Origin of the sequence: Mesorhizobium sp. B2-7-2 (assembly GCF_006440775.1) — a bacterium.
GTDB lineage: Bacteria > Pseudomonadota > Alphaproteobacteria > Rhizobiales > Rhizobiaceae > Mesorhizobium.
In genome coordinates this window covers 47,156-65,679 of record NZ_VFTZ01000003.1, presented here as the reverse complement: position 1 = coordinate 65,679, position 18,524 = coordinate 47,156, and the positions used below count along the sequence as shown (strand labels likewise).

The 18,524-nt window shown below is 64.7% G+C and carries 18 protein-coding genes; 6 read left to right on the top strand and 12 right to left on the bottom strand.

Features of this window, described 5'->3' with window-relative positions:
- Positions 1-9: 9 nt before the first annotated feature.
- The 4 genes from FJ425_RS05180 to FJ425_RS05165 all read right to left on the bottom strand — a co-directional run bounded on the left by FJ425_RS05180 (position 10) and on the right by FJ425_RS05165 (position 2,966).
- Positions 10-648 (bottom strand): 5'-methylthioadenosine/S-adenosylhomocysteine nucleosidase, encoded by a 639-nt coding sequence (locus tag FJ425_RS05180; RefSeq protein WP_140635060.1) that lies wholly within the window; start codon positions 646-648, stop codon positions 10-12.
- A gap of 221 nt (positions 649-869) precedes the next feature.
- Positions 870-1,331, bottom strand: a complete 462-nt coding sequence (locus FJ425_RS05175; protein WP_140635058.1) for a PaaI family thioesterase — start codon at positions 1,329-1,331, stop codon at positions 870-872.
- A gap of 94 nt (positions 1,332-1,425) precedes the next feature.
- A complete protein-coding gene (locus FJ425_RS05170; protein WP_140722194.1) occupies positions 1,426-2,718 on the bottom strand; it encodes an RsmB/NOP family class I SAM-dependent RNA methyltransferase in 1,293 nt (430 codons plus the stop codon).
- Positions 2,719-2,759: 41 nt separating this feature from the next.
- Positions 2,760-2,966, bottom strand: coding sequence for a hypothetical protein (locus FJ425_RS05165; protein ID WP_140635054.1), 207 nt, complete (start codon positions 2,964-2,966; stop codon positions 2,760-2,762).
- Between the two features lie 82 nt (positions 2,967-3,048).
- Between FJ425_RS05165 and FJ425_RS05160 the strand changes: the two genes are divergently transcribed.
- Positions 3,049-3,726: an MIP family channel protein gene (locus FJ425_RS05160; protein ID WP_140635052.1), complete on the top strand. Its 678-nt coding sequence runs from the start codon at positions 3,049-3,051 to the stop codon at positions 3,724-3,726.
- Positions 3,727-3,791: 65 nt separating this feature from the next.
- Here FJ425_RS05160 and katG read toward each other — a convergent pair whose 3' ends face one another.
- Positions 3,792-5,999 (bottom strand): catalase/peroxidase HPI, encoded by a 2,208-nt coding sequence (gene katG / locus FJ425_RS05155; protein WP_140635050.1) that lies wholly within the window; start codon positions 5,997-5,999, stop codon positions 3,792-3,794.
- A gap of 174 nt (positions 6,000-6,173) precedes the next feature.
- Here katG and FJ425_RS05150 point away from each other — a divergent pair, with 174 nt between their 5' ends.
- Positions 6,174-7,082, top strand: coding sequence for a hydrogen peroxide-inducible genes activator (locus tag FJ425_RS05150; protein WP_140635048.1), 909 nt, complete (start codon positions 6,174-6,176; stop codon positions 7,080-7,082).
- A 45-nt stretch (positions 7,083-7,127) separates the two neighbouring features.
- Here the strand turns inward: FJ425_RS05150 and FJ425_RS05145 are convergent, their stop codons facing one another.
- From FJ425_RS05145 to hisS, 6 genes are all read right to left on the bottom strand, one after another.
- Positions 7,128-8,195 carry a calcium:proton antiporter gene (locus tag FJ425_RS05145; protein ID WP_246673553.1) on the bottom strand — a complete coding sequence of 356 codons (1,068 nt, stop codon included), beginning with the start codon at positions 8,193-8,195 and terminating at the stop codon, positions 7,128-7,130.
- 119 nt (positions 8,196-8,314) lie between these two features.
- Positions 8,315-8,938, bottom strand: coding sequence for a poly-gamma-glutamate hydrolase family protein (locus FJ425_RS05140; RefSeq protein WP_140635044.1), 624 nt, complete (start codon positions 8,936-8,938; stop codon positions 8,315-8,317).
- A 10-nt stretch (positions 8,939-8,948) separates the two neighbouring features.
- Entirely contained in the window at positions 8,949-10,709 is a 1,761-nt protein-coding gene (locus FJ425_RS05135; RefSeq protein WP_140722191.1) for an AMP-binding protein, read from the bottom strand.
- Between the two features lie 199 nt (positions 10,710-10,908).
- Positions 10,909-11,607 (bottom strand): ATP phosphoribosyltransferase, encoded by a 699-nt coding sequence (hisG, locus tag FJ425_RS05130; protein WP_140722188.1) that lies wholly within the window; start codon positions 11,605-11,607, stop codon positions 10,909-10,911.
- On the bottom strand, positions 11,604-12,722 hold the full coding sequence (locus tag FJ425_RS05125) for an ATP phosphoribosyltransferase regulatory subunit (RefSeq protein ID WP_140722185.1): 1,119 nt from the start codon (positions 12,720-12,722) through the stop codon (positions 11,604-11,606). Before FJ425_RS05125 ends, hisG begins: the two co-directional genes overlap by 4 nt.
- Positions 12,723-12,893: 171 nt before the next feature.
- Entirely contained in the window at positions 12,894-14,423 is a 1,530-nt protein-coding gene (hisS, locus tag FJ425_RS05120) for a histidine--tRNA ligase (RefSeq protein ID WP_140635141.1), read from the bottom strand.
- Positions 14,424-14,747: 324 nt separating this feature from the next.
- On the opposite strand from hisS, the gene FJ425_RS05115 reads away from it, so the two are divergent.
- A complete protein-coding gene (locus FJ425_RS05115) occupies positions 14,748-14,984 on the top strand; it encodes a hypothetical protein (protein ID WP_140635036.1) in 237 nt (78 codons plus the stop codon).
- A gap of 28 nt (positions 14,985-15,012) precedes the next feature.
- Entirely contained in the window at positions 15,013-15,396 is a 384-nt protein-coding gene (locus FJ425_RS05110; protein ID WP_140635034.1) for a hypothetical protein, read from the top strand.
- Positions 15,397-15,598: 202 nt separating this feature from the next.
- Here FJ425_RS05110 and FJ425_RS05105 read toward each other — a convergent pair whose 3' ends face one another.
- The gene (locus FJ425_RS05105; RefSeq protein WP_140635032.1) at positions 15,599-16,237 is read right to left on the bottom strand and encodes a DNA-3-methyladenine glycosylase I; all 639 of its coding nucleotides are present in this window, start codon (positions 16,235-16,237) and stop codon (positions 15,599-15,601) included.
- Between the two features lie 211 nt (positions 16,238-16,448).
- Between FJ425_RS05105 and FJ425_RS05100 the strand changes: the two genes are divergently transcribed.
- Positions 16,449-17,189, top strand: coding sequence for a L,D-transpeptidase (locus FJ425_RS05100; RefSeq protein WP_140635030.1), 741 nt, complete (start codon positions 16,449-16,451; stop codon positions 17,187-17,189).
- A 359-nt stretch (positions 17,190-17,548) separates the two neighbouring features.
- Complete coding sequence (locus FJ425_RS05095; RefSeq protein WP_140635028.1) at positions 17,549-18,469, top strand: bifunctional 5,10-methylenetetrahydrofolate dehydrogenase/5,10-methenyltetrahydrofolate cyclohydrolase; 921 nt, start codon at positions 17,549-17,551, stop codon at positions 18,467-18,469.
- Positions 18,470-18,524: the final 55 nt, after the last annotated feature.

The following is an 18,524-nucleotide window of genomic DNA, read 5'->3' as shown; positions in this document are numbered from 1 at the left end:
AATCGGCAGTCAGCCACCAAGCAGGCCGCCGCCGATCGCCTGTTCCAGCAAGGCGACGGCGGCGGCGAGCTTCTCGTCGATGACGTGCAGATATTCCGTCCAGTCGTTGACGTGCCTGAGATCGGCCGCGCCGTCCGAAATGCCGCGGAGCCCAATCAGCGGCAAACCGAACAGCTGGCAGGCACGCAGGCAGGCAAAGGTCTCCATGTCGACCATGTCGGCATCGATGGCGTCATAGGCAACGCCGGAGACGATCGCGCCGCCGGTCGAGAGCGTGGCGGTCTTGATGCCTGGAATGACGAGGGGCAGCGGCACCGACACCGGCAGTTCGAGGAAAGGCGTCGCGCCCCTCTCGAAGCCGAGCGGCGAAGCATCCATGTCGCGATAGCTCACCGACACGGCCTGGTAGATCTCGGTCTGTTCCAGCCTGCGGCTGCCGGCCGAGCCCAGCGAGACGACCAGGTCCGGAAGCGCTCCTTCAGCCTTCAACGCCGCGAGCTCGGCGCCCAGCCTGACCCCGGCTTCGACGGGACCGACCCCGGTCATCAGCGGCGTGAACAGGTTTTTCAGATGCGGGCCGTATTCGGCCTCGACCGCCATGACAAAGAGAACGGATTTTTGCGACAGGCGTGACACTTCGATAGTCATGAAGCTTTACCCCTATTTGCTACGACGACGAGAAAGGGACAACGTGCCCTCGCCGCCTGCCGGCCCTTCGCTATGGCTCCGTGCGTTCGTCGCTCGAAAAGCCCATTCGGGGGCTTTTCGTCCGCTGCGCGGACCGCATGCCGGCCCTTCGCTATGGCTCCGGGCGTTCGTCGCTCGAAAAGCCCATTTGGGGGCTTTTCGTCCGCTGCGCGGACCGCTCCTCACCCCTCTATCCCGTCGCGGCCGACCACCGTCATCATCGTGCCGGTCATGGTGGCGATCAGCTTGGCCTCGCCGTCGGCGGCGAAGGCGTAGGCCTGGCCGTCGGCGACGATGATGGTGCGGCCGGGTTTGGTCACGGAGCCGCGGAACAGGAACCGCTCGCCCCTGCCCGGCGCGAGCAGGTTCACCTTGAACTCGATGGTCAGCACGCCGGAATTCTCCGGCATCAGCGAAAAGGCCGCGTAACCGCAGGCGGAGTCCAACGCGGTGGAGATGACGCCGGCATGCAGGAACCCGTGCTGCTGGGTCAGCGAGGCGGAATACGGCATCTCGATCTCGATGATGCCGGGCGTCACCAGCGTCAGCTCGGCGCCGATCGTCGCCATCGCCTCCTGGCGGGCAAAGGACGCCCTGACGCGTTCCTCGAAATCCGGAGCGGGTACGATCTTGGCTGCCGCCATGGCGCTTTTGCCTCACATTGCTGGCGAAGTTTATTGCAGAGCCAGGCAAGACAGGCAATCTTTTATGCTGCAGCGCAGCAAAAGCCGGCTGTCTTCAAGAGGCAGTCCTGCGCAAAGCGTGGAGATAGAACCCGTCGGTGCCGCTGAGCGCCGGCGACAGCGAGATACCGCCGGCATCGGCAATACGCGCGGCCTCTTCATGGCCCGGGAAGCGGCTGTCCCACAGCTGGCGGTGATCGACCGGCGCGAAGCCTTCATGGCGCTCGCGGAATGCCGCCACCTGCTCGCCGTTCTCGGCATCGAACACCGAACAGGTGATGTAGACCAGCAGGCCGCCCGGCTTGACGAAGGCTTGCGCGGTGTCGAGGATCGCCTGCTGCTCTCCCTTGCGGGCATCGAGCTGCCTTTCCGTCAATCGCCATTTGGCGTCGGGCCGCCGCCGCCAGGTGCCGCTGCCAGTGCAGGGCGCGTCGATCAGCACGATGTCCATACGGTTGGCGAGCGGCGCAAGCTCCGCGGGCTTGCTGACGACCTGGACGTTGCGGTTGTGCGAGCGGCGGATGCGCTCGAAGATCGGCGCCAGCCGCACCTTCTCCGCGTCATGGGCAAAGAGCTGGCCGCGATTGTCCATCTCGGCGGACAGCGCCAGCGTCTTGCCGCCGGCGCCGGCGCAATAATCGAGCACCTGCATACCGGGCGCGGCACCGGCAAGCGCGGCGGCAAGCTGCGAGCCCTCGTCCTGCACTTCGAACCAGCCTTTTTGGAAGGCAGGCTCGGCCTGCACGTTCGGATGCCGGCCGTCGCCGTCGATCGGCGGGATGCGGATGCCATGCGGCGCGATCGCCGTAGGCGCGGCACCCGTGCCCTGGAGCTCGGCCAGCACCTTGGCGCGATCGGCCTGGAGCGTGTTGACCCTCAGGTCCAGCGGCGGGCGCTGCGCCAGGGCGGCGCCTTCCTTGACCCAGGCGTCGCCATAGGCTTGCTCGAGCAACGGCGCGCACCAGTCCGGGACATCGGCTCGCACAGCATCGGGGGCCTCGCCAAGCCTGGTCTCGGCAGCCGCTTTCAACTCGGACGCGCTGAGCAGCGGCGGCGCGAATTTGTCGCCGTCGAGCGCGTCGTTGAGCGACTGCGCCGTCTGGCCCCATTCCAACAGAAGCGCGCCGAATCCGATGGCGCGCGGCGTGTCCTCGCCGAACAGCCAACCGGCTGAGCGTTTGCGGCGCAGTGCATCATAAACGATGTTGCCGATCGCCGCGCGGTCGCCGCCGCCGGCGAAGCGATGCGACAGGCCCCAGTCGCGCAGCGCGTCGGCCACCGGCCGGTGGCGCCGGCCGATGTCTTCAAGAACCTCTATGGCCGCCGCCAGCCTTCCGCCCAGTCGCATCCTGTTTTCCGTAGCTGTTACAATTCGGTTCCAGCCCGCTCTTAAAGCCTTTCAGGCCAGGATTGAAACAGTTCCATTTCGGCTTGCCGATGAAATGGCGTTTCAAGACCGGCAATTTGGCCGCGCGGTTTTTCCATGTTGAGCAGCGCGGCCGGAGACAAGAACAATCGATCAGAATATGAAAGACTTCTAATGTTTTGATTGACGCCTGCAAGAAAGCCCACCGGCTTAACCACCCAGCTTTGCAAGTGTTGTCCGCAGGAATACTCTTCCGGCGGTGATTCGCGACGCGGGAAAACGCGGTTTGGCGGATCCTATGAGGAGAGGGCAATGAAGACTTATCTGGCAGAAGTTCTCGGCACGTTTTTGTTGGTGTTCATCGGCACCGCCTCCGTGGTTACGGGTGGCTTCGGCGGCGCGCTGCCGCTCGGACAGGAAGGCATCGGCCTGGCGTTCGGCATCGGCCTGATCGCCGCGGCCTATGCGATCGGCCCGATCTCGGGCGCGCATCTCAATCCGGCGGTGACGCTCGGCGTGTTCCTGGCAGGGCGGATGCCGGCCAAGGACGTCGTTCCCTACTGGATCGCGCAGATCATTGGCGCCATCATCGCCTCGCTGGCGCTGTGGATTATCGTTTCCGGCCAGGTCGGCGGCCACACCGGCGGCTTCGGCGCCAATGGCTGGGACGAAACGAAATGGGGCATGAGCTCGGCCTTCCTGTGGGAGCTGATCGGCACCTTCACCTTCGTCACGGTGATCCTCGGCGTCACCAACGCCAAGCACACGACCGCCTTTGCCGGCCTGGTCATCGGCCTGACGCTGGCGGGGATCCACTTCGCCATGATCCCGGTGACCGGCACCTCGGTCAATCCGGCGCGCTCGATCGGCCCGGCGCTGTTTTCGGGGGGTGCCGCGCTCGGCCAGCTCTGGCTGTTCATCGTCGCGCCGCTGATCGGCGGAGCGATTGCCGGTGTCGTCGCCAAGGCCGGCATCTTCGAAAAAGACTGACCACAGTTCGATAAAAGTAAAAGGCGCGGGCATGACCCGCGCCTTTTTGCTTGGGAGGTATGACCTTATCTCGCGATGTCGAAGCGGTCGGCGTTCATCACCTTCGTCCATGCCTTGACGAAATCCTTGACGAACTTGGCCCTGGCGTCGGCCGAGGCGTAGATTTCCGAGAGCGCGCGCAGCTGCGCGTGCGAGCCGAAGATCAGGTCGGCGCGGGTGCCGGTCCACTTGACCTCCTTGGTCTTGCGGTCGCGCGCTTCGTAGACCTCGTCCGAGCCCGGCTCTGAGCCGGCCGCCGGATCCCAGACGGTCGCCATCGAGAGCAGGTTGACGAAGAAGTCGTTGGTGAGCTGGCCAGGCCTGTCGGTGAAGACGCCATGCTTGGAACCGCCGGCATTGGCGCCGAGCACGCGCAGGCCGCCGACCAGCACCGTCATTTCCGGCGCCGTCAGCGTCAGCAACTGGGCGCGGTCGACCAGCATCGCTTCGACCGACATCGGCAACCTGCCGCGGGCGTAGTTGCGGAAGCCGTCTACCCTCGGCTCCAGCGCGGCGAAGGAGGCGACGTCCGTCTGCTCCTGCGAAGCGTCCATGCGGCCCGGCGTGAAGGGTACTTTCACCTCGGTGCCGCCGTCCTTCGCCGCCTTCTCGACCGCGGCGACGCCGCCTAGCACGATGAGGTCGGCGAGCGAGATCTTCTTGCCGCCGGTCTGGTCTGCGTTGAATTCCTTCTGGATGGCTTCCAACTTGGCCAGCACCTTGGCGAGCTGGGCCGGCTGGTTGACCTCCCAGTCCTTCTGCGGCGCCAGACGGATGCGGCCGCCATTGGCGCCACCGCGCTTGTCAGAGCCGCGGAAGGTCGAGGCCGAAGCCCAGGCGGTCGAGACCAGCTCGGACACCGACAGGCCGGACGCCAGGATCTTGGCCTTGAGCGCAGCGATGTCGGCCTCGCTCACCAGCTCGTGGTCGATGGCCGGGATCGGATCTTGCCAGATCAGCTCTTCCTTGGGCACGAGCGGGCCGAGATAGCGCACCACCGGGCCCATGTCGCGGTGGGTGAGCTTGAACCAGGCGCGGGCGAAGGCGTCGGCAAACTGGCCCGGATGCTGGTGGAAGCGGCGCGAGATCTTCTCATAGGCCGGGTCGAAACGCAGCGCGAGGTCGGTGGTGAGCATGGCCGGCGCGTGGCGCTTCGAAGCGTTGTGCGCGTCCGGAACAGTGCCGGCACCGGCGCCGCCTTTCGGCGTCCACTGATGGGCGCCGGCCGGGCTCTTCGTCAACTCCCATTCGTAATTGAACAGATTGTCGAAGAAATTGTTGCTCCATTTGGTCGGCGTTGTCGTCCAGGTGACCTCGAGGCCCGAGGTGATGGCATCGCCGGCAATGCCGGAGGCATATTTGCTCGACCAGCCGAGGCCCTGCGCCTCGATGCCGGCGCCTTCCGGCTCGGCGCCCACCAGCGAGGCGTCGCCGGCGCCATGCGTCTTGCCGAAGCTGTGGCCGCCGGCGATCAGCGCCACCGTCTCCTCGTCGTTCATCGCCATGCGGCCGAAGGTCTCGCGGATGTCGCGCGCGGCCGCGACCGGATCCGGCTTGCCGTTCGGGCCTTCCGGGTTGACGTAGATGAGGCCCATCTGCACGGCGCCGAGATGGCCGCGAAGCTCACGGTCGCCCGAATAGCGCTCGTCGCCAAGCCACTTGGTTTCGGAGCCCCAGTCCACGTCCTGCTCCGGCTCCCACACATCGGCGCGGCCGCCGGCGAAGCCGAAGGTCTTGAAGCCCATCGATTCCAGCGCGACGTTGCCGGTGAGGATCAGAAGGTCGGCCCAGGAGATCTTGCGGCCGTATTTCTGCTTGACCGGCCACAGCAGCCGGCGAGCCTTGTCGAGATTGGCGTTGTCCGGCCAGCTGTTCAGCGGCGCGAAACGCTGCTGACCGGCGCCCGCGCCGCCGCGGCCGTCGCCGATGCGATAGGTACCGGCGCTGTGCCAGGCCATGCGGATGAAGAGCGGCCCGTAATGGCCGAAGTCGGCCGGCCACCAGTCCTGCGAATCCGTCATGACCTTGTGCAGGTCTGCGATCACCGCATCGAGGTCGAGGCTCGCGAACTCCTTGGCGTAGTCGAAATCTTCGTCCATCGGGTCCGAGAGGTTCGACTGCTGGTGGAGAACGGCAAGGTCGAGCTGGTTCGGCCACCAGTCGCGGTTGGTCCGTGCGGATCCATGTGCCACCGGGCATTTGCCAGCGCTGTTGTCGTCGGTTTTCGCGTCCATCTTAGTCTCCCGATTCTGCCGAGGTTTTGCCGTGGTTGAATTTTGCCGAGGTTGATTTTTCCCGAAATTTTCGGGGGCAGCCACTGGCCGCGCCAACCTGGAATGATTCCAGACTAGGCCGGCCTGCCGATAAAGACAAATTGCCTTTCCTGTTTCGTTTGATAGGATTTTCTTATGATTGGCCTCACTGTCCGGCAAATGCATTATTTCGACGCGCTGGCGCAGACGCTGCATTTCGGCCGCGCCGCGAAACTCGCCGGCGTTAGCCAGCCAGCCCTTTCCGCGCAGATCGCAGAGATGGAAGAGCGACTGAACTGCCTGTTGTTCGAGCGCGGCGGCAAGACGGTGCGCATGACCGACGAGGCGCTTGCCCTGCAGCCGCGTATCGAGCGCATTCTGGCCGACATACGTGACGTCGAGACGACTGCCCGGCGCGGCCGTCCGGCCATGGAAGGACGCTTCAGGCTGGGCATGATCCCGACGGTCGCGCCCTATCTGCTGCCGCATGTGCTGCCGGAGCTGAAAAAGCACTATCCTTCCCTGCAGCTCGAACTGCGCGAGGCGGTGACCGCGTCGCTGGTCGAGGACGCGGCCACCGGCCGGCTCGACGCCTTCATCGCGGCCTTGCCGCTCGATCAGCCGGCGATCGTCACCGAAGGGCTTTTCCCCGACCGCTTCTTCCTCGCCGTGCCCGCCGGCGATCCAGCCTTCGCCTCGCCGCCGGTGCCGCCCGAGAGCCCGGCGCTGGAGCGGCTGATGCTTCTGGAGGAAGGCCACTGCCTGCGCGAGCAGGCGCTGGCCGTCTGCGGCAATGTGCGACCGGTGGCGATGGCAAGCTACGGCGCGACCAGCCTGACGACGCTCTTGCAGATGGTGGCGCATGGGCTGGGAGTCACGCTGGTGCCGGAAATGGCGGCAAGTGCTGCCGGCGTCATGCCGGATCTAAAGATCGTGCCGTTCCAGGAGCCGATGCCGCAGCGCATGATCTGCATGGCCTGGCGGAAGAACAAGGTGCGCCAGGACGAATGCGTGGAGCTGGCGCGGATCATACGCGGGCTGGACCGGGCGGTGCTGGGGCTGTGAAGCGCGCTTCGATGCTCTCCATCCCTGCGCCCGCTGGTCGGCACTTCACGGCACGAAGATCAGAAACACATAGGTGAAAAACACCACGACGTGCACCATGCCGGTCAGGAACGTCGTTCGTTCGGTGCTGAAGCTGACGCTGCATATGAAAAGCGCCAGCACCAGAAGCACGGCGTCGGACGCCGGAAGCCCCAAGGTCAGTCCCCTGCCCGTCAGCAGGCTGGCGGCGGCGACCGCCGGTATCGTCAAGCCGATCGTGGCGCAGGCCGAGCCCATCGCGACGTTCAGGCTGCGCTGCAGCTCATTTCTGAAGGAGGCGCGGATCGCCGAGATGGCCTCCGGCATCAAAACCAGTGCGGCGATCATTGCCCCTACGATGCTGTCGGCCCGGGTCACCTGATAGGCGGCGAGCGCATCCTCCACGCTCGCGGCGACCTGCTCGGCGAGCAGGACAATTCCGATGAGCCCGCTCAGCAGCAGGAGCGCGCTGACGGAGATGCTTCCGTGGGAGGCAGTTCGCGTCGGAGCGTCGTGTGCCTGTCCCTGGACGAAGTCCTCCCGGTGCCGGACGGTCTGGGCGAACACGAAGCTCGCATAAAGCAGCACCGAAAGGACGCTGACAAAACCAAGCTGAGCCGCCGAAAACGTGCCGGGATCCGTGGTTTGGGTGTAGGTCGGAAGAATAAGCGTCATCACGGTCAGCGCGATCAGAACCGACAGGTATGCGTTGGTGCCTTGCCGGAGGATCGCCTGCTTGCGGTAGCGCCAGCCGCCAAGCGTGAGACAGATGCCGACGACGCCGGTAGACGTGATCATCACTGTCGAGAAAACGGACTCGCGCGCCAGCGTCGGATTGTTTTCTCCATGCAGCATCATGGAGACGATGATCGACACTTCGATTGCCGTCACCGCGAAAGTCAGCACCAATGTTCCGTAAGGTTCGCCGACGCGCAAGGCGACTGCCTCGGCGTGGTCGAGCACGACGAAAATGGTGGTGAACATGATGGCGCTCGACAGCGCTCCGACGAGGATCCTGGTATTCAGCGACCCTTCGTCGACCGAAAGGCCGCTGGCCCTGACCGCGACAGCCATCGCCAGCGCGGCCAACGGCATCGCGTAGGACGTCACCGATCGCGCGTAACCAGTCATCGAAGCCCCCGAACGCCAGGCGTTTACACGAACTTAGCGGAAAAGCGCGTGGGGAGCACCTGTCACGGGCATCCTCGCAGCATTCAAAACATGATTGGAGACCGGGCGCCGTTTATGGCGTCGAATGTCTCGATGGCGTTGCGAACCGCCGTGCAGAATTTTTCCAGAAGCTCCGGCTCGGTTCCCAGTCGGCGGCGCAGCGAGAAGGGCACTTCCAGCTGCGCTCCCTTCCCCGTCAGTCCGCGGTTGACGATGTTCGAATCCTGGATACCGGGAAAGGGATGGTTGTCCCTTTTTGTCTGGAAGCCGGCCTCCTGCAGACGCCCGGCTATCTCTGAAACCAGAGCGGCGTCCTTGCCGCCCAGGTAGACTGTCGAGGGATCGTCGCGATCCTGACGGCCGTGGATAGCGACGACCGTAGACTTCGTCCGCAACAGTTCGAGCGCGGACTCCTCATCAAAGTTCCTGGACGTTACGTGCAGCTCCCGGTTGCTTTCCAGCATGAGCCCTTCAAAGCAATACATATCGAGATCGGCCCCTGCTATCGTCTCAGCGATCAGGGAGGTGCGAGGCTCGATCTTGCCGCCATGCGGGGCCATGACGATGGCACTTCCGGTACGCGCGCCGCGCCGGACGACGATGCGATAATCCACGTTTTCGATTTTGGCGGCTCTCAGCGCCGCGAAGTTTGGAAACTCGTTGTCCATAAATGCCGTTTCACGCCGTCTTCTGCGCCACCAGCCCGAGTTCCTCCACCATCGCCTCGCGCATCAGGAACTTCTGCGGCTTGCCGGTCACCGTCATCGGCAGCTCCGTGCGGAAGCGAATGTAGCGCGGCACCTTGTAATGCGCGATCTGGCCGGCGCAGAAGGCCTTGATCTCCTCGGCGGTGGCGATCTGATCGGGCTTCAGCACGATCCAGGCACAGAGCTCCTCGCCGTATTTGTCATCCGGGATACCGAAGACCTGCACTTCCTTGATCTTGGGATGGCGATAGAGGAATTCCTCGACCTCGCGCGGATAGACGTTCTCGCCGCCGCGGATGACCATGTCCTTCACCCGGCCGACGATGTTGCAGTAGCCCTCGGCGTCGATCGTGGCGAGGTCGCCGGTGTGCATCCAGCCGTCGACGTCGATCGCCTCGCGGGTCTTTTCGGCGTCGTCCCAATAGCCCTTCATCACCGAATAGCCGCGCGTGCAGAGCTCGCCCGGCTCGCCGACCGCGACGGTGCCGCCGTCGGCGCCGATCGCCTTGACCTCGACATGCGGGTGGATGCGGCCGACGGTTGAGACGCGCTTTTCCAGCGGATCGTCGACGCTGCTCTGGAAGGAGACGGGACTGGTCTCCGTCATGCCATAGGCGATGGTCACCTGGCTCATATGCATCAGCGACACCACCTTCTTCATCACCTCGATTGGGCATGGCGAGCCGGCCATGATGCCGGTGCGCAGGCTAGAGAGATCGAAGCCCGAAAAATCCGCATGGTCGAGCATGGCGACGAACATGGTCGGCACGCCATAGAGACCGGTGCAGCGCTCCTGCGCCACCGCCTTCAGCGTCGCGCCGGCGTCAAAACCTTCGCCCGGGAAGACCATGGTCGCGCCTTTCGACACGCAGCCCATCGTGCCCATCGACATGCCGAAGCAGTGATAGAGCGGCACCGGAATACAGAGCCGGTCTTCGGTGGTGAGTTTTATTGCCGAGGTGACGAAATTGCCGTTGTTGACGATGTTGGAATGCGTCAGCGTCGCGCCTTTCGGCGCGCCGGTCGTGCCTGAGGTGAACTGGATGTTGATGGCCTCGCCGGGCTTCAGCCCTTCGGAGATGCGGTCGAGGCTGTCATGCTCGTCGCGACCGGCCATCGCGAGCACGTCGCCGAAATTGAACATGCCGGGCGAGTTGTCATCGCCCATCCGGATGACTATTTCCAGCGCCGGCAGTTTCTTGGCCTTGAGCTTGCCGGGCTCGGCCTTGGCGATCTCCGGCGCCAATGTCTCGATCATGCCGAGATAGTCGGAGGTCTTGAACTGCGCGGCGGTGACCAATGCCTTGCAGCTGACTTTGTTCAATGCATATTCGAGCTCAGTCAGCCGGTAGGCCGGGTTGATGTTAACCAGGATCAGGCCGATGCGCGCGGTGGCAAACTGCGTCACCAGCCATTCCCAGCGGTTCGGCGACCAGATGCCGACGCGGTCGCCTTTTTCGAGGCCGAGCGCCAGGAAACCGGCGGCCAACGCGTCGACCGCGTCCGACAGCTCGCTCCAGGTGAAACGCTTGTCCTGGCCGACGAAGACGGCGGCGTCGAGCGTGGCGTATCTGCTCACCGTATCGGAAAACAATTCCGGAATGGTCTTGTCGAGCAGGGGCAGCGAGCGATCGCCCGACACATGCGCCTTGCCGCCAACCGGAGCAACGAAGCTGTTGCGCGTCTTGCGCAGATTGGTGGCGTTCATGAGCTCGTCGAGTTTGATCGCCATCGCCGTCTCCTCCCGGATAGGCCAGCCTATCAGCCTGTCGGGGCAGAGGAAACCCGCCGAAGGTACTGCCCCAGCTTCCGCTTCGCTCGGTTGGCCTCTCCCCGGCGGGGAGAGGAGATTGTCGGCGTCGGCGCCAATCTCTTCTCCCCACCGGGGAGAAGGTGGCCGCGAAGCGGCCGGATGAGGGGCAGCGCCGACGCTATCCCGCTATTGCTGACATCTTCGCGGCGATGTCGCGCAAGACCGCCTCGTCGGCCGCATCGCGCTGCTTCTTCGAAGCGACCAGACAGGCCTGCGACTTCAGGATCGTACCGTCGCCCAGCACCTTGAGGTGGTTGGCGCGCAGCGTCGAGCCGGTGGTGGTGATGTCGACGATGACATCCGCCAGCCCGGCGGCCGGCGCGCCTTCGGTGGCGCCGAGGCTTTCGACGATGCGATAGACCTGGATGCCGTGCTTGAGCGAAAAGAACTGCTGCGTCAGCCGCCAGTATTTGGTGGCGATGCGCAAGCGCCGGCCATGGCGCTGCCGGAAATCGGCGGCGACATCGTCGAGATCGGCCATGCTGTCGACATCGAGCCAGATGTCGGGCACCGCGACCACGACATCGGCATGGCCGAAGCCAAGGCACGCGACGACCTCGGCGCGCGCTTCCCAGCCGGCGAGGTTCTCGCGCAGCAGATCCTCGCCGGTGATGCCGAGATCGACCGCGCCCTGGCCGATCTCGCCGGCGATCTCGGACGCGGACAGGAAGGCCACCTCGACATTGTCGAGGCCGTCGATGCGGGCGCGGTATTTACGGTCGTCCTCAGGCAGAGTGACGGCCAGGCCGGCCTTGGCCAGCACTTCGAGCGACTGCTCCTTGAGACGGCCTTTCGAGGGGATCGCCAGCGTGATCATTTGGCGTTCTCCCGCAAGGCTTCGATGCGATCGAGCCAGACCGAGAAACCGACGCCGGGAATCGGCTTTTTTGCTCCCAGCAGCGTCAGCAGACGGTCGTAGCGGCCGCCGCCGGCCAGCGGGCGATCGCCGTCGCCCACGGCAATCTCGAAGACGAGGCCGGTGTAGTAGTCGAGCGGACGGCCGAAGGCGGCGTCATAGCGGATTTGCGCCGCCGACAGGCCATGCGCCTCGATCGCCTTGGCGCGGGCGGCGAAATTCTCCAGCGCCGGTCCCAGCGACAGGCCGGCATCGGCGGCGAATTTTTCCAGCGCCGCGGTCGCGTCGCTGAGCGCGACGTCGATCTCGAGAAAACCCTTCAACGCCGAAAACGCCTCGTCGGACAGCCGCACGCTGCGCAGCTGCGCCTTCTCGATCAGTCGGCGCGCAATGTCGGCCGGGGCGCGGCCGGACGATGCCGAAAGCCCGGCTTCCTCCATGCCGTCGGCAATATGCGCGGCAAGGCCTTCCGCATCGCCGTCGAGCGCCAGCAGGGCGACCGGACCGGAGAGCTGGCTGTTGCGCGGCGGGTTGGCGAGATCGGCAAGGGCTGCCTCCAGCATCGGCGCCGAGCCAAACGCGCGCGCGAGCCGCATGCGCCAGCCGCGCGGCAGGCCGAGCGCCGCCAGCACAGCCTCGAACAGGGTCTGGTCGCCAAGCGTGATGGCGAGCTTCCGGCCGGGCAGCACCAGCGACAGCAGCGCATGCGCGTCGGCCAGCGAACGAGCATCGGCGGCGGCCGTATTTCGGTCGCCGAGATCCTCGATGCCGGCCTGGAAGAACTCGTTGCCGCCGTCGCGGCGCTGGCGGAACACCTCGCCCAGATAGGAATAGCGGCGCGGCGTGCCGGCCTGGCTGGCGATGTGGTCGAGGCAGACCGGAATGGTGAATTCGGGCCGCAGGCACAGCGTCTTGCCGGTCTCGCTTTCAGTCAGGAAGATGCGGCGGCGCAGGTCTTCGCCCGCCATATCGAGGAACGGGTCGGCCGGCTGCAGCACGGCGACTTCCACGGCATGGGTGTCGCGGGTGGCGAAAAGTTCGACGATGTCGGCGGCGATGGCGGGACGGGAGGTCATGCGGCACGCCCTTCCCTTCTCCCCTTGTGGGAGAAGGTGTCGCCGAAGGCGACGGATGAGGGGTGCTCCAGCGGAATGAGACGTCGGCGTTCCCTGGAACACCCCTCATCCGTCTCGGCGCTTCGCGCCGATCCACCTTCTCCCACAAGGGGAGAAGGGGAAGTCGGCGCTCTACCTTCCACGTGCCCGCTCCTCGGCCTGCGCCGCGAGAATCTTCTTCACCTCGGCAACCAGCTCGCCCTCCGCCACTGTCACCTGCGCCGGCCTTGCCGCCCGCCATTCGGCATTGTCGGCGATCTCGGCCGACAGGCGCGCGCCTTCGATCAGGTCCTTGATCTGCACCTCGCCTTTGGCGCGCTCGTCGCCGCCCTGGATGATGGCGACTGGGCTGCCGCGGCGGTCGGCATATTTGAGCTGCGCCTTCATGCCGGCGCCGCCGAGATACATTTCGGAGCGGATGCCGGCGGCGCGCAGGTCGGCGACCATCTTCTGGTAGCGGCCGAGGCTTTCGGTGTCCTTGTCCATAACCAGCACCACGACCGGCGCGATGACATCGGAGGCGTCGAGCTTGCCGAGGTTCTTGAGCGCCGTCATCAGCCGGGAGACGCCGATGGAGAAACCGGTCGCCGGCACCGGCTCGCCGCGGAAGCGCGAAACCAGCCCGTCATAGCGGCCGCCGCCGCCGACCGAGCCGAAGCGCACGATCTGGCCTTCGTCATTGGGGATCTCAGCCAGAAGCTCGGCCTCGAAGACGGGGCCGGTGTAGTATTCGAGCCCGCGCACGACGGAGGGATCGATGCGTATGCGCTCAGCGCTGTAGCCGGCAGCCCGGATCAGAGCCTCAATCTCCTTAAGTTCAGCAAACCCAGCGTTAGCGGTGGCGTTGGCCTCAAGTGCGGCGTTCCATGACGCCACATCATTCTTCTGCCCTGCCTCAAGATATTGATTGTGAAGAATGACGGCGACAACGAATTCGGCCTGAATCTCGTCAAGGCCAGCGCCCTTTGTGAAATCCCCTTCACCTTCCTTACCGCCGTCCCATCGTCCCGGGCCAAGCAGGAGCCTCACGCCTTCCGGCCCAAGCTTGTCCAGCTTGTCGATGGCCCGCAGCACCGTCAGCCGGCGGCCAGCATTCTGGTCGCCACCAAGGTCAATAGCCTCGAGCACGCCGTCCAGCACTTTGCGATTATTGACGCGAACAACATACTGCCCGCGAGGAATCCCGAGCGCTTCCATGACGTCGGCCATCATCATCGCCATCTCGGCGTCGGCTGCGACGCCCGGCGTGCCGATCGTGTCGGCGTCGAACTGCATGAACTGGCGGAAGCGGCCGGGGCCGGGCTTCTCGTTGCGGAACACCCAGCCGGAGCGGTAGCTGCGATAGGGTTTTGGCAGCTTGTCAAAATTTTCGGCGACGAAGCGGGCCGTCGGCGCGGTCAGGTCGTAGCGCAGCGACAGCCACTGGTCGTCATCATCCTGGAAGGAGAACACGCCTTCGTTCGGCCGGTCCTGATCGGGCAGGAATTTTCCCAAAGCATCGGTATATTCGATCATCGGCTGGTCGGCCGGCTCGAAACCATAGAGCTCATAGACCGAGCGGATGGTCGCCATCATCTTTTCGACGGCGCGAATATCCTCGGCGCTGCGGTCGGCAAACCCGCGCGGCAGCCGCGCTTTCGTCTTTTCCGATTTGTCGGCCATGGGATCGGTCTTTCTGGTCAATGGGCGCGCGTTTCCTAAACGATGCCGCTTGGAGCGGCAAGGGTTAGCGCCTCTCCTTCCCCTTGCGGGAGAAGGTGGATCGGCGCGCAGCGCCGAGACGGATGGGGTGTTCCAGCGGAGTGAGGCGCTGGCTTTCCCTGGAACACCTATCATCCGGCCGCTTCGCGGCCACCTTCTCCCACAAGGGGAGAAAGAAAAACTGAAATAAAACCGCGCCAAAATGAAACAATTCTGCCATCGGCGCGGCATGCTGCCGACACAATCCGCAACCATAAAGCGCGTCGAAACAAGGGGTTCGGGGGCATGACGACGGCTAACGAGATTATCGAGAGCGGCACATCGGCCAGGCTGCGGCCTGCCGGCGGCTTTATGCTCAGGCCGGCCCAGCAGCCGGCCGGGCCATTCGAAATTCCGACGCAGACACATAAGCCTACGCTAGGCGACGCGCTGGTGACCGTTCTGCTGGTGATCTACCCGGCCTTCGCAGCGGTGGCGGCAATCATTGCCGGGCTGTTCCTGGCCGGCGCCGGCAGCGTCTGACTTTTCACTCAACGATCGGGGGATCATCATGTACTTGCGATTTGCGTGCGCGCTTGCCGGCGCGCTTGTCCTTTGCATGCCCGTCGCGGCCAACGCCCGCCAGCCGGGCGATGCCCGTCTTGCCGGCCATTATTACCTGAACGGCGTCATGGAGGTCGGTTCAGAACTGCTGCTGAAGAACGACGGAAGCTTCGAATTCGCACTCGCCTATGGCGCGAACGACCAGTACGGCAAGGGCTGCTGGGTGAGGAAGGGCTCGACTGTCGAGGTCATCCCGGCAGGCCACAGCTCCGCCTCCACGCATCATACGCCCGACGACAGCGGCTTCAGCGGACTGGTGCTGACGGTGTCCGGCTCCAGCCTGGTCTGGGACATCAACGGCAGCGGCCATAAGGGCAGGTTCGAGAAGTAGCCTCTTCTCCTTCTCCCCCCTGGGGGAGAAGGTGGATCGGCGCGTAGCGCCGAGACGGATGAGGGGTGCTCCAGCGAAGTGAGACGCTGGCAAACTTGCCGTCTCCTCCGGCGATGTGAGATGCTGGCTTTCCCTGGAACACCCCTCATCCGGCCGCTTCGCGGCCACCTTCTCCCACAAGGGGAGAAGGAAGAAGGCGCCCCTACTTCGGCCGCTTGAGCGTCTTGCGCTCTTTCTCCACCTCTGCCCGGCAGTAGCAGCCTTCGAGATGATCGTTGACCAGGCCCATCGCCTGCATGAAGGCATAGACCGTGGTCGGGCCGACAAAGCTCCAGCCGCGCTTCTTCAATTCCTTGGATATCCTGACCGACACCGCCGTCGTCGGATTGGCGCGCAGATGCGCCAGGTCGACGATTTCGGGCCGCTCGCCCGGACCCGGCTCGAACTTCCAGAACCAGGCGGCAAGCGAGCCGAACTCGTTGACCATCTCGCGGGCGCGTTTGGCGTTGTTGATGGTCGAAACGATCTTGCCGCGGTGGCGGATGATGCCGGCATTGCCGAGCAGGCGCTCGACATCAGCGTCTGTGAACGTCGCCACCTTGTCGAAGTCGAAACCGGCGAAGGCCTCGCGGAAATTCTCACGCTTGCGCAGGATGGTCAGCCACGACAAGCCCGATTGGAAGCCTTCGAGGCAGATCTTCTCGAACAGCCGGCGATCGTCCGTTACCGGCCTGCCCCATTCGTGATCGTGGTAGTGGAGATAGTCCGGCAAATTGCCGTGCCAGAAGCAGCGCGCCCTGCCGTCGGGGCCATCGAGAATGCCGGCATTTCCAGTCGCCATCGTCAGCAGATCCATTTGTTAATGCGCTTCAGCGCTGCTTTTACCGTGGCTTTACCAGATTCCTGAACCGGCCGGTAACCACACCAAAAGGTTTACTGACAAAGCGGCATTTTACGCATTCCGATTCACGTTTTGCTTGCCGCTCCACGCCAAGGATCGCGAAACCGAGGGCGCGCTCGCCGCCCCGGATGTTCGATCAAGGTGCGTTCCCATGAAGGCAGCGTTTCGTTCCCTGCTCGGCGCGGTGGCCATTCTTGCCGCCGGCGCCACGACCTCCCTTGCCAATGACCGTTATGCCGACCGGCCGCCGGTGATGGTGAGCCCCGACCTTTCGGCGCCCTGGGTGCTGCAGCTCGGCCAGGCACCGGGAATCGTGCGCCCGGCGCGGCAGGCAGCGCAGCCGCCGCTGCGACGCATCTTCCAGGCGCAGCCCGACCAGCAGCGCACGGCGGCCGTGCAGCAGCCGGCCAAGCGCATGGTGATGCGGCCGCAGATCAATCCGGTCTACCTGCCGCAGGAAGTCGCCTATGACGGGCCGGCGAAGCCGGGCACCATCGTCATCGACACGCACCAGAACTTCCTTTTCCTGGTCGAGAAGAACGGCAAGGCGCGGCGCTACGGCGTCGGCACCGGCAAGCCCGGCTTCGAATGGTCGGGCACCCACAAGATCACCGACAAGAAGGTCTGGCCGGAATGGCGCCCGCCGGCGGAGATGATCAAGCGCGAGGCGGCCAAGGGCCGTTACCTGCCGACCTATCTCGCCGGCGGCATCGAGAACCCGCTCGGCGCGCGCGCGCTCTATCTCGGCACCACCGAATACCGCATCCACGGCACCAACCAGCCCTGGACGATCGGCGGCGCGGTATCTTCCGGCTGCATCCGCATGCGCAACGAGGATGTCGTCGACCTCTACGAGCGCGTGAATGTCGGAACCACGGTCGAGGTGATATAGTCACAGCGAATCAGCCGGTTAGACGGCGCAGCACTTTTTGTCTGATGCTGTTGCAGCCAAGTCATAGTGCTATCCCGCGGGATGTGCTTTAACCGGTGAAAGGTTTACGGGGGACGGGCTGTGTGGGGATACGGCCAGTCGCGAAAAGGCAGCGCAGGGAAACCGCGCTGCCTTTTCGTTTTTGAGCCTTTCTTTTGATGCATGAGGCGGCAAGTCGCCCCGAAAGCAGGGCATTTCGTTTCCGGGGCTGATTTCCCGGCGCTCCTCTGCTATTGCAGTGCACAAATCCTGATAGTCACGCAATTTCGGGCGGTAGTGCGCCTTTCCTTGAATTGCTCCAGAAGGCAGAGGTGCCAGCCATGACCCGGACCGACGACAGCCGCTACCTGAAAGGCGGCCCGGTCGCCCAGCGCATCATCGCTTCAGTGCGCGAGGACGCAGCGATCGCCACGGCCGAAGGTTTTCCGCCGAAGCTTGTCTCGATCACCGTGGGCGATACCGCAGCGGTCGACGTCTATGTGCGCAACCAGCGCGCCAAGGCCGCCCTTGCCGGCATCTCCTTCGAGGAGCGGCGCTTTGCCGCCGACATCACCGCAGGCGAGCTGGAAGCGGCGATCCACGGCCTCAACGCTGATCCGCGCGTCACCGGCATCATCATCCAGCGGCCGGTGCCTGCGCATATCCCGATCAAGACGCTGCAGGCGGCGGTGCATCCGCTGAAGGACGTCGAGGGCATGCACCCGGCCTCGATCGGCAACATCGTCTACAACCAGCTCGACCTGGCCCCCTGCACGGCGGCGGCCTCGGTCGAACTGCTGAAGGAGACCGGCCTCGAGCTCAAGGGGCTGGAAGTGGTCGTCGTCGGCCATTCGGAGATCGTCGGCAAGCCGATCGCCTTCCTGTTGATGAGCGAGGGCGCGACGGTGACGGTGTGCCATCACATGACGCGATCGCTGGCGGCGCATGCGCGGCGCGCCGATGCGCTGTTCGTCGCGGTCGGCAAGCCGCGGCTGATCAAAGCCGACATGGTGAAGCCGGGAGCCGCCGTCATCGACATCGGCATCAATTCCGAGGTCGGGCCTGACGGCGAAACCCGCATCGTCGGCGACGTCGACACCGACAGCGTCAAGGACGTGGCGTCCTGGATCACGCCGGTGCCGGGCGGCGTCGGCCCGCTCACGGTCGCGATCCTGTTGCGCAACACCATGGTGGCGCTGAACCGCCAGCGCGCGCTCTACCGCGCGACCTACGGCGTGCCGGACCAGCTCGCGGCGGAGTAGGCCGACACGCCCCCTCACTCGGCCTCCGCTTCGCTCGGCCGACCTCTCCCCAAGG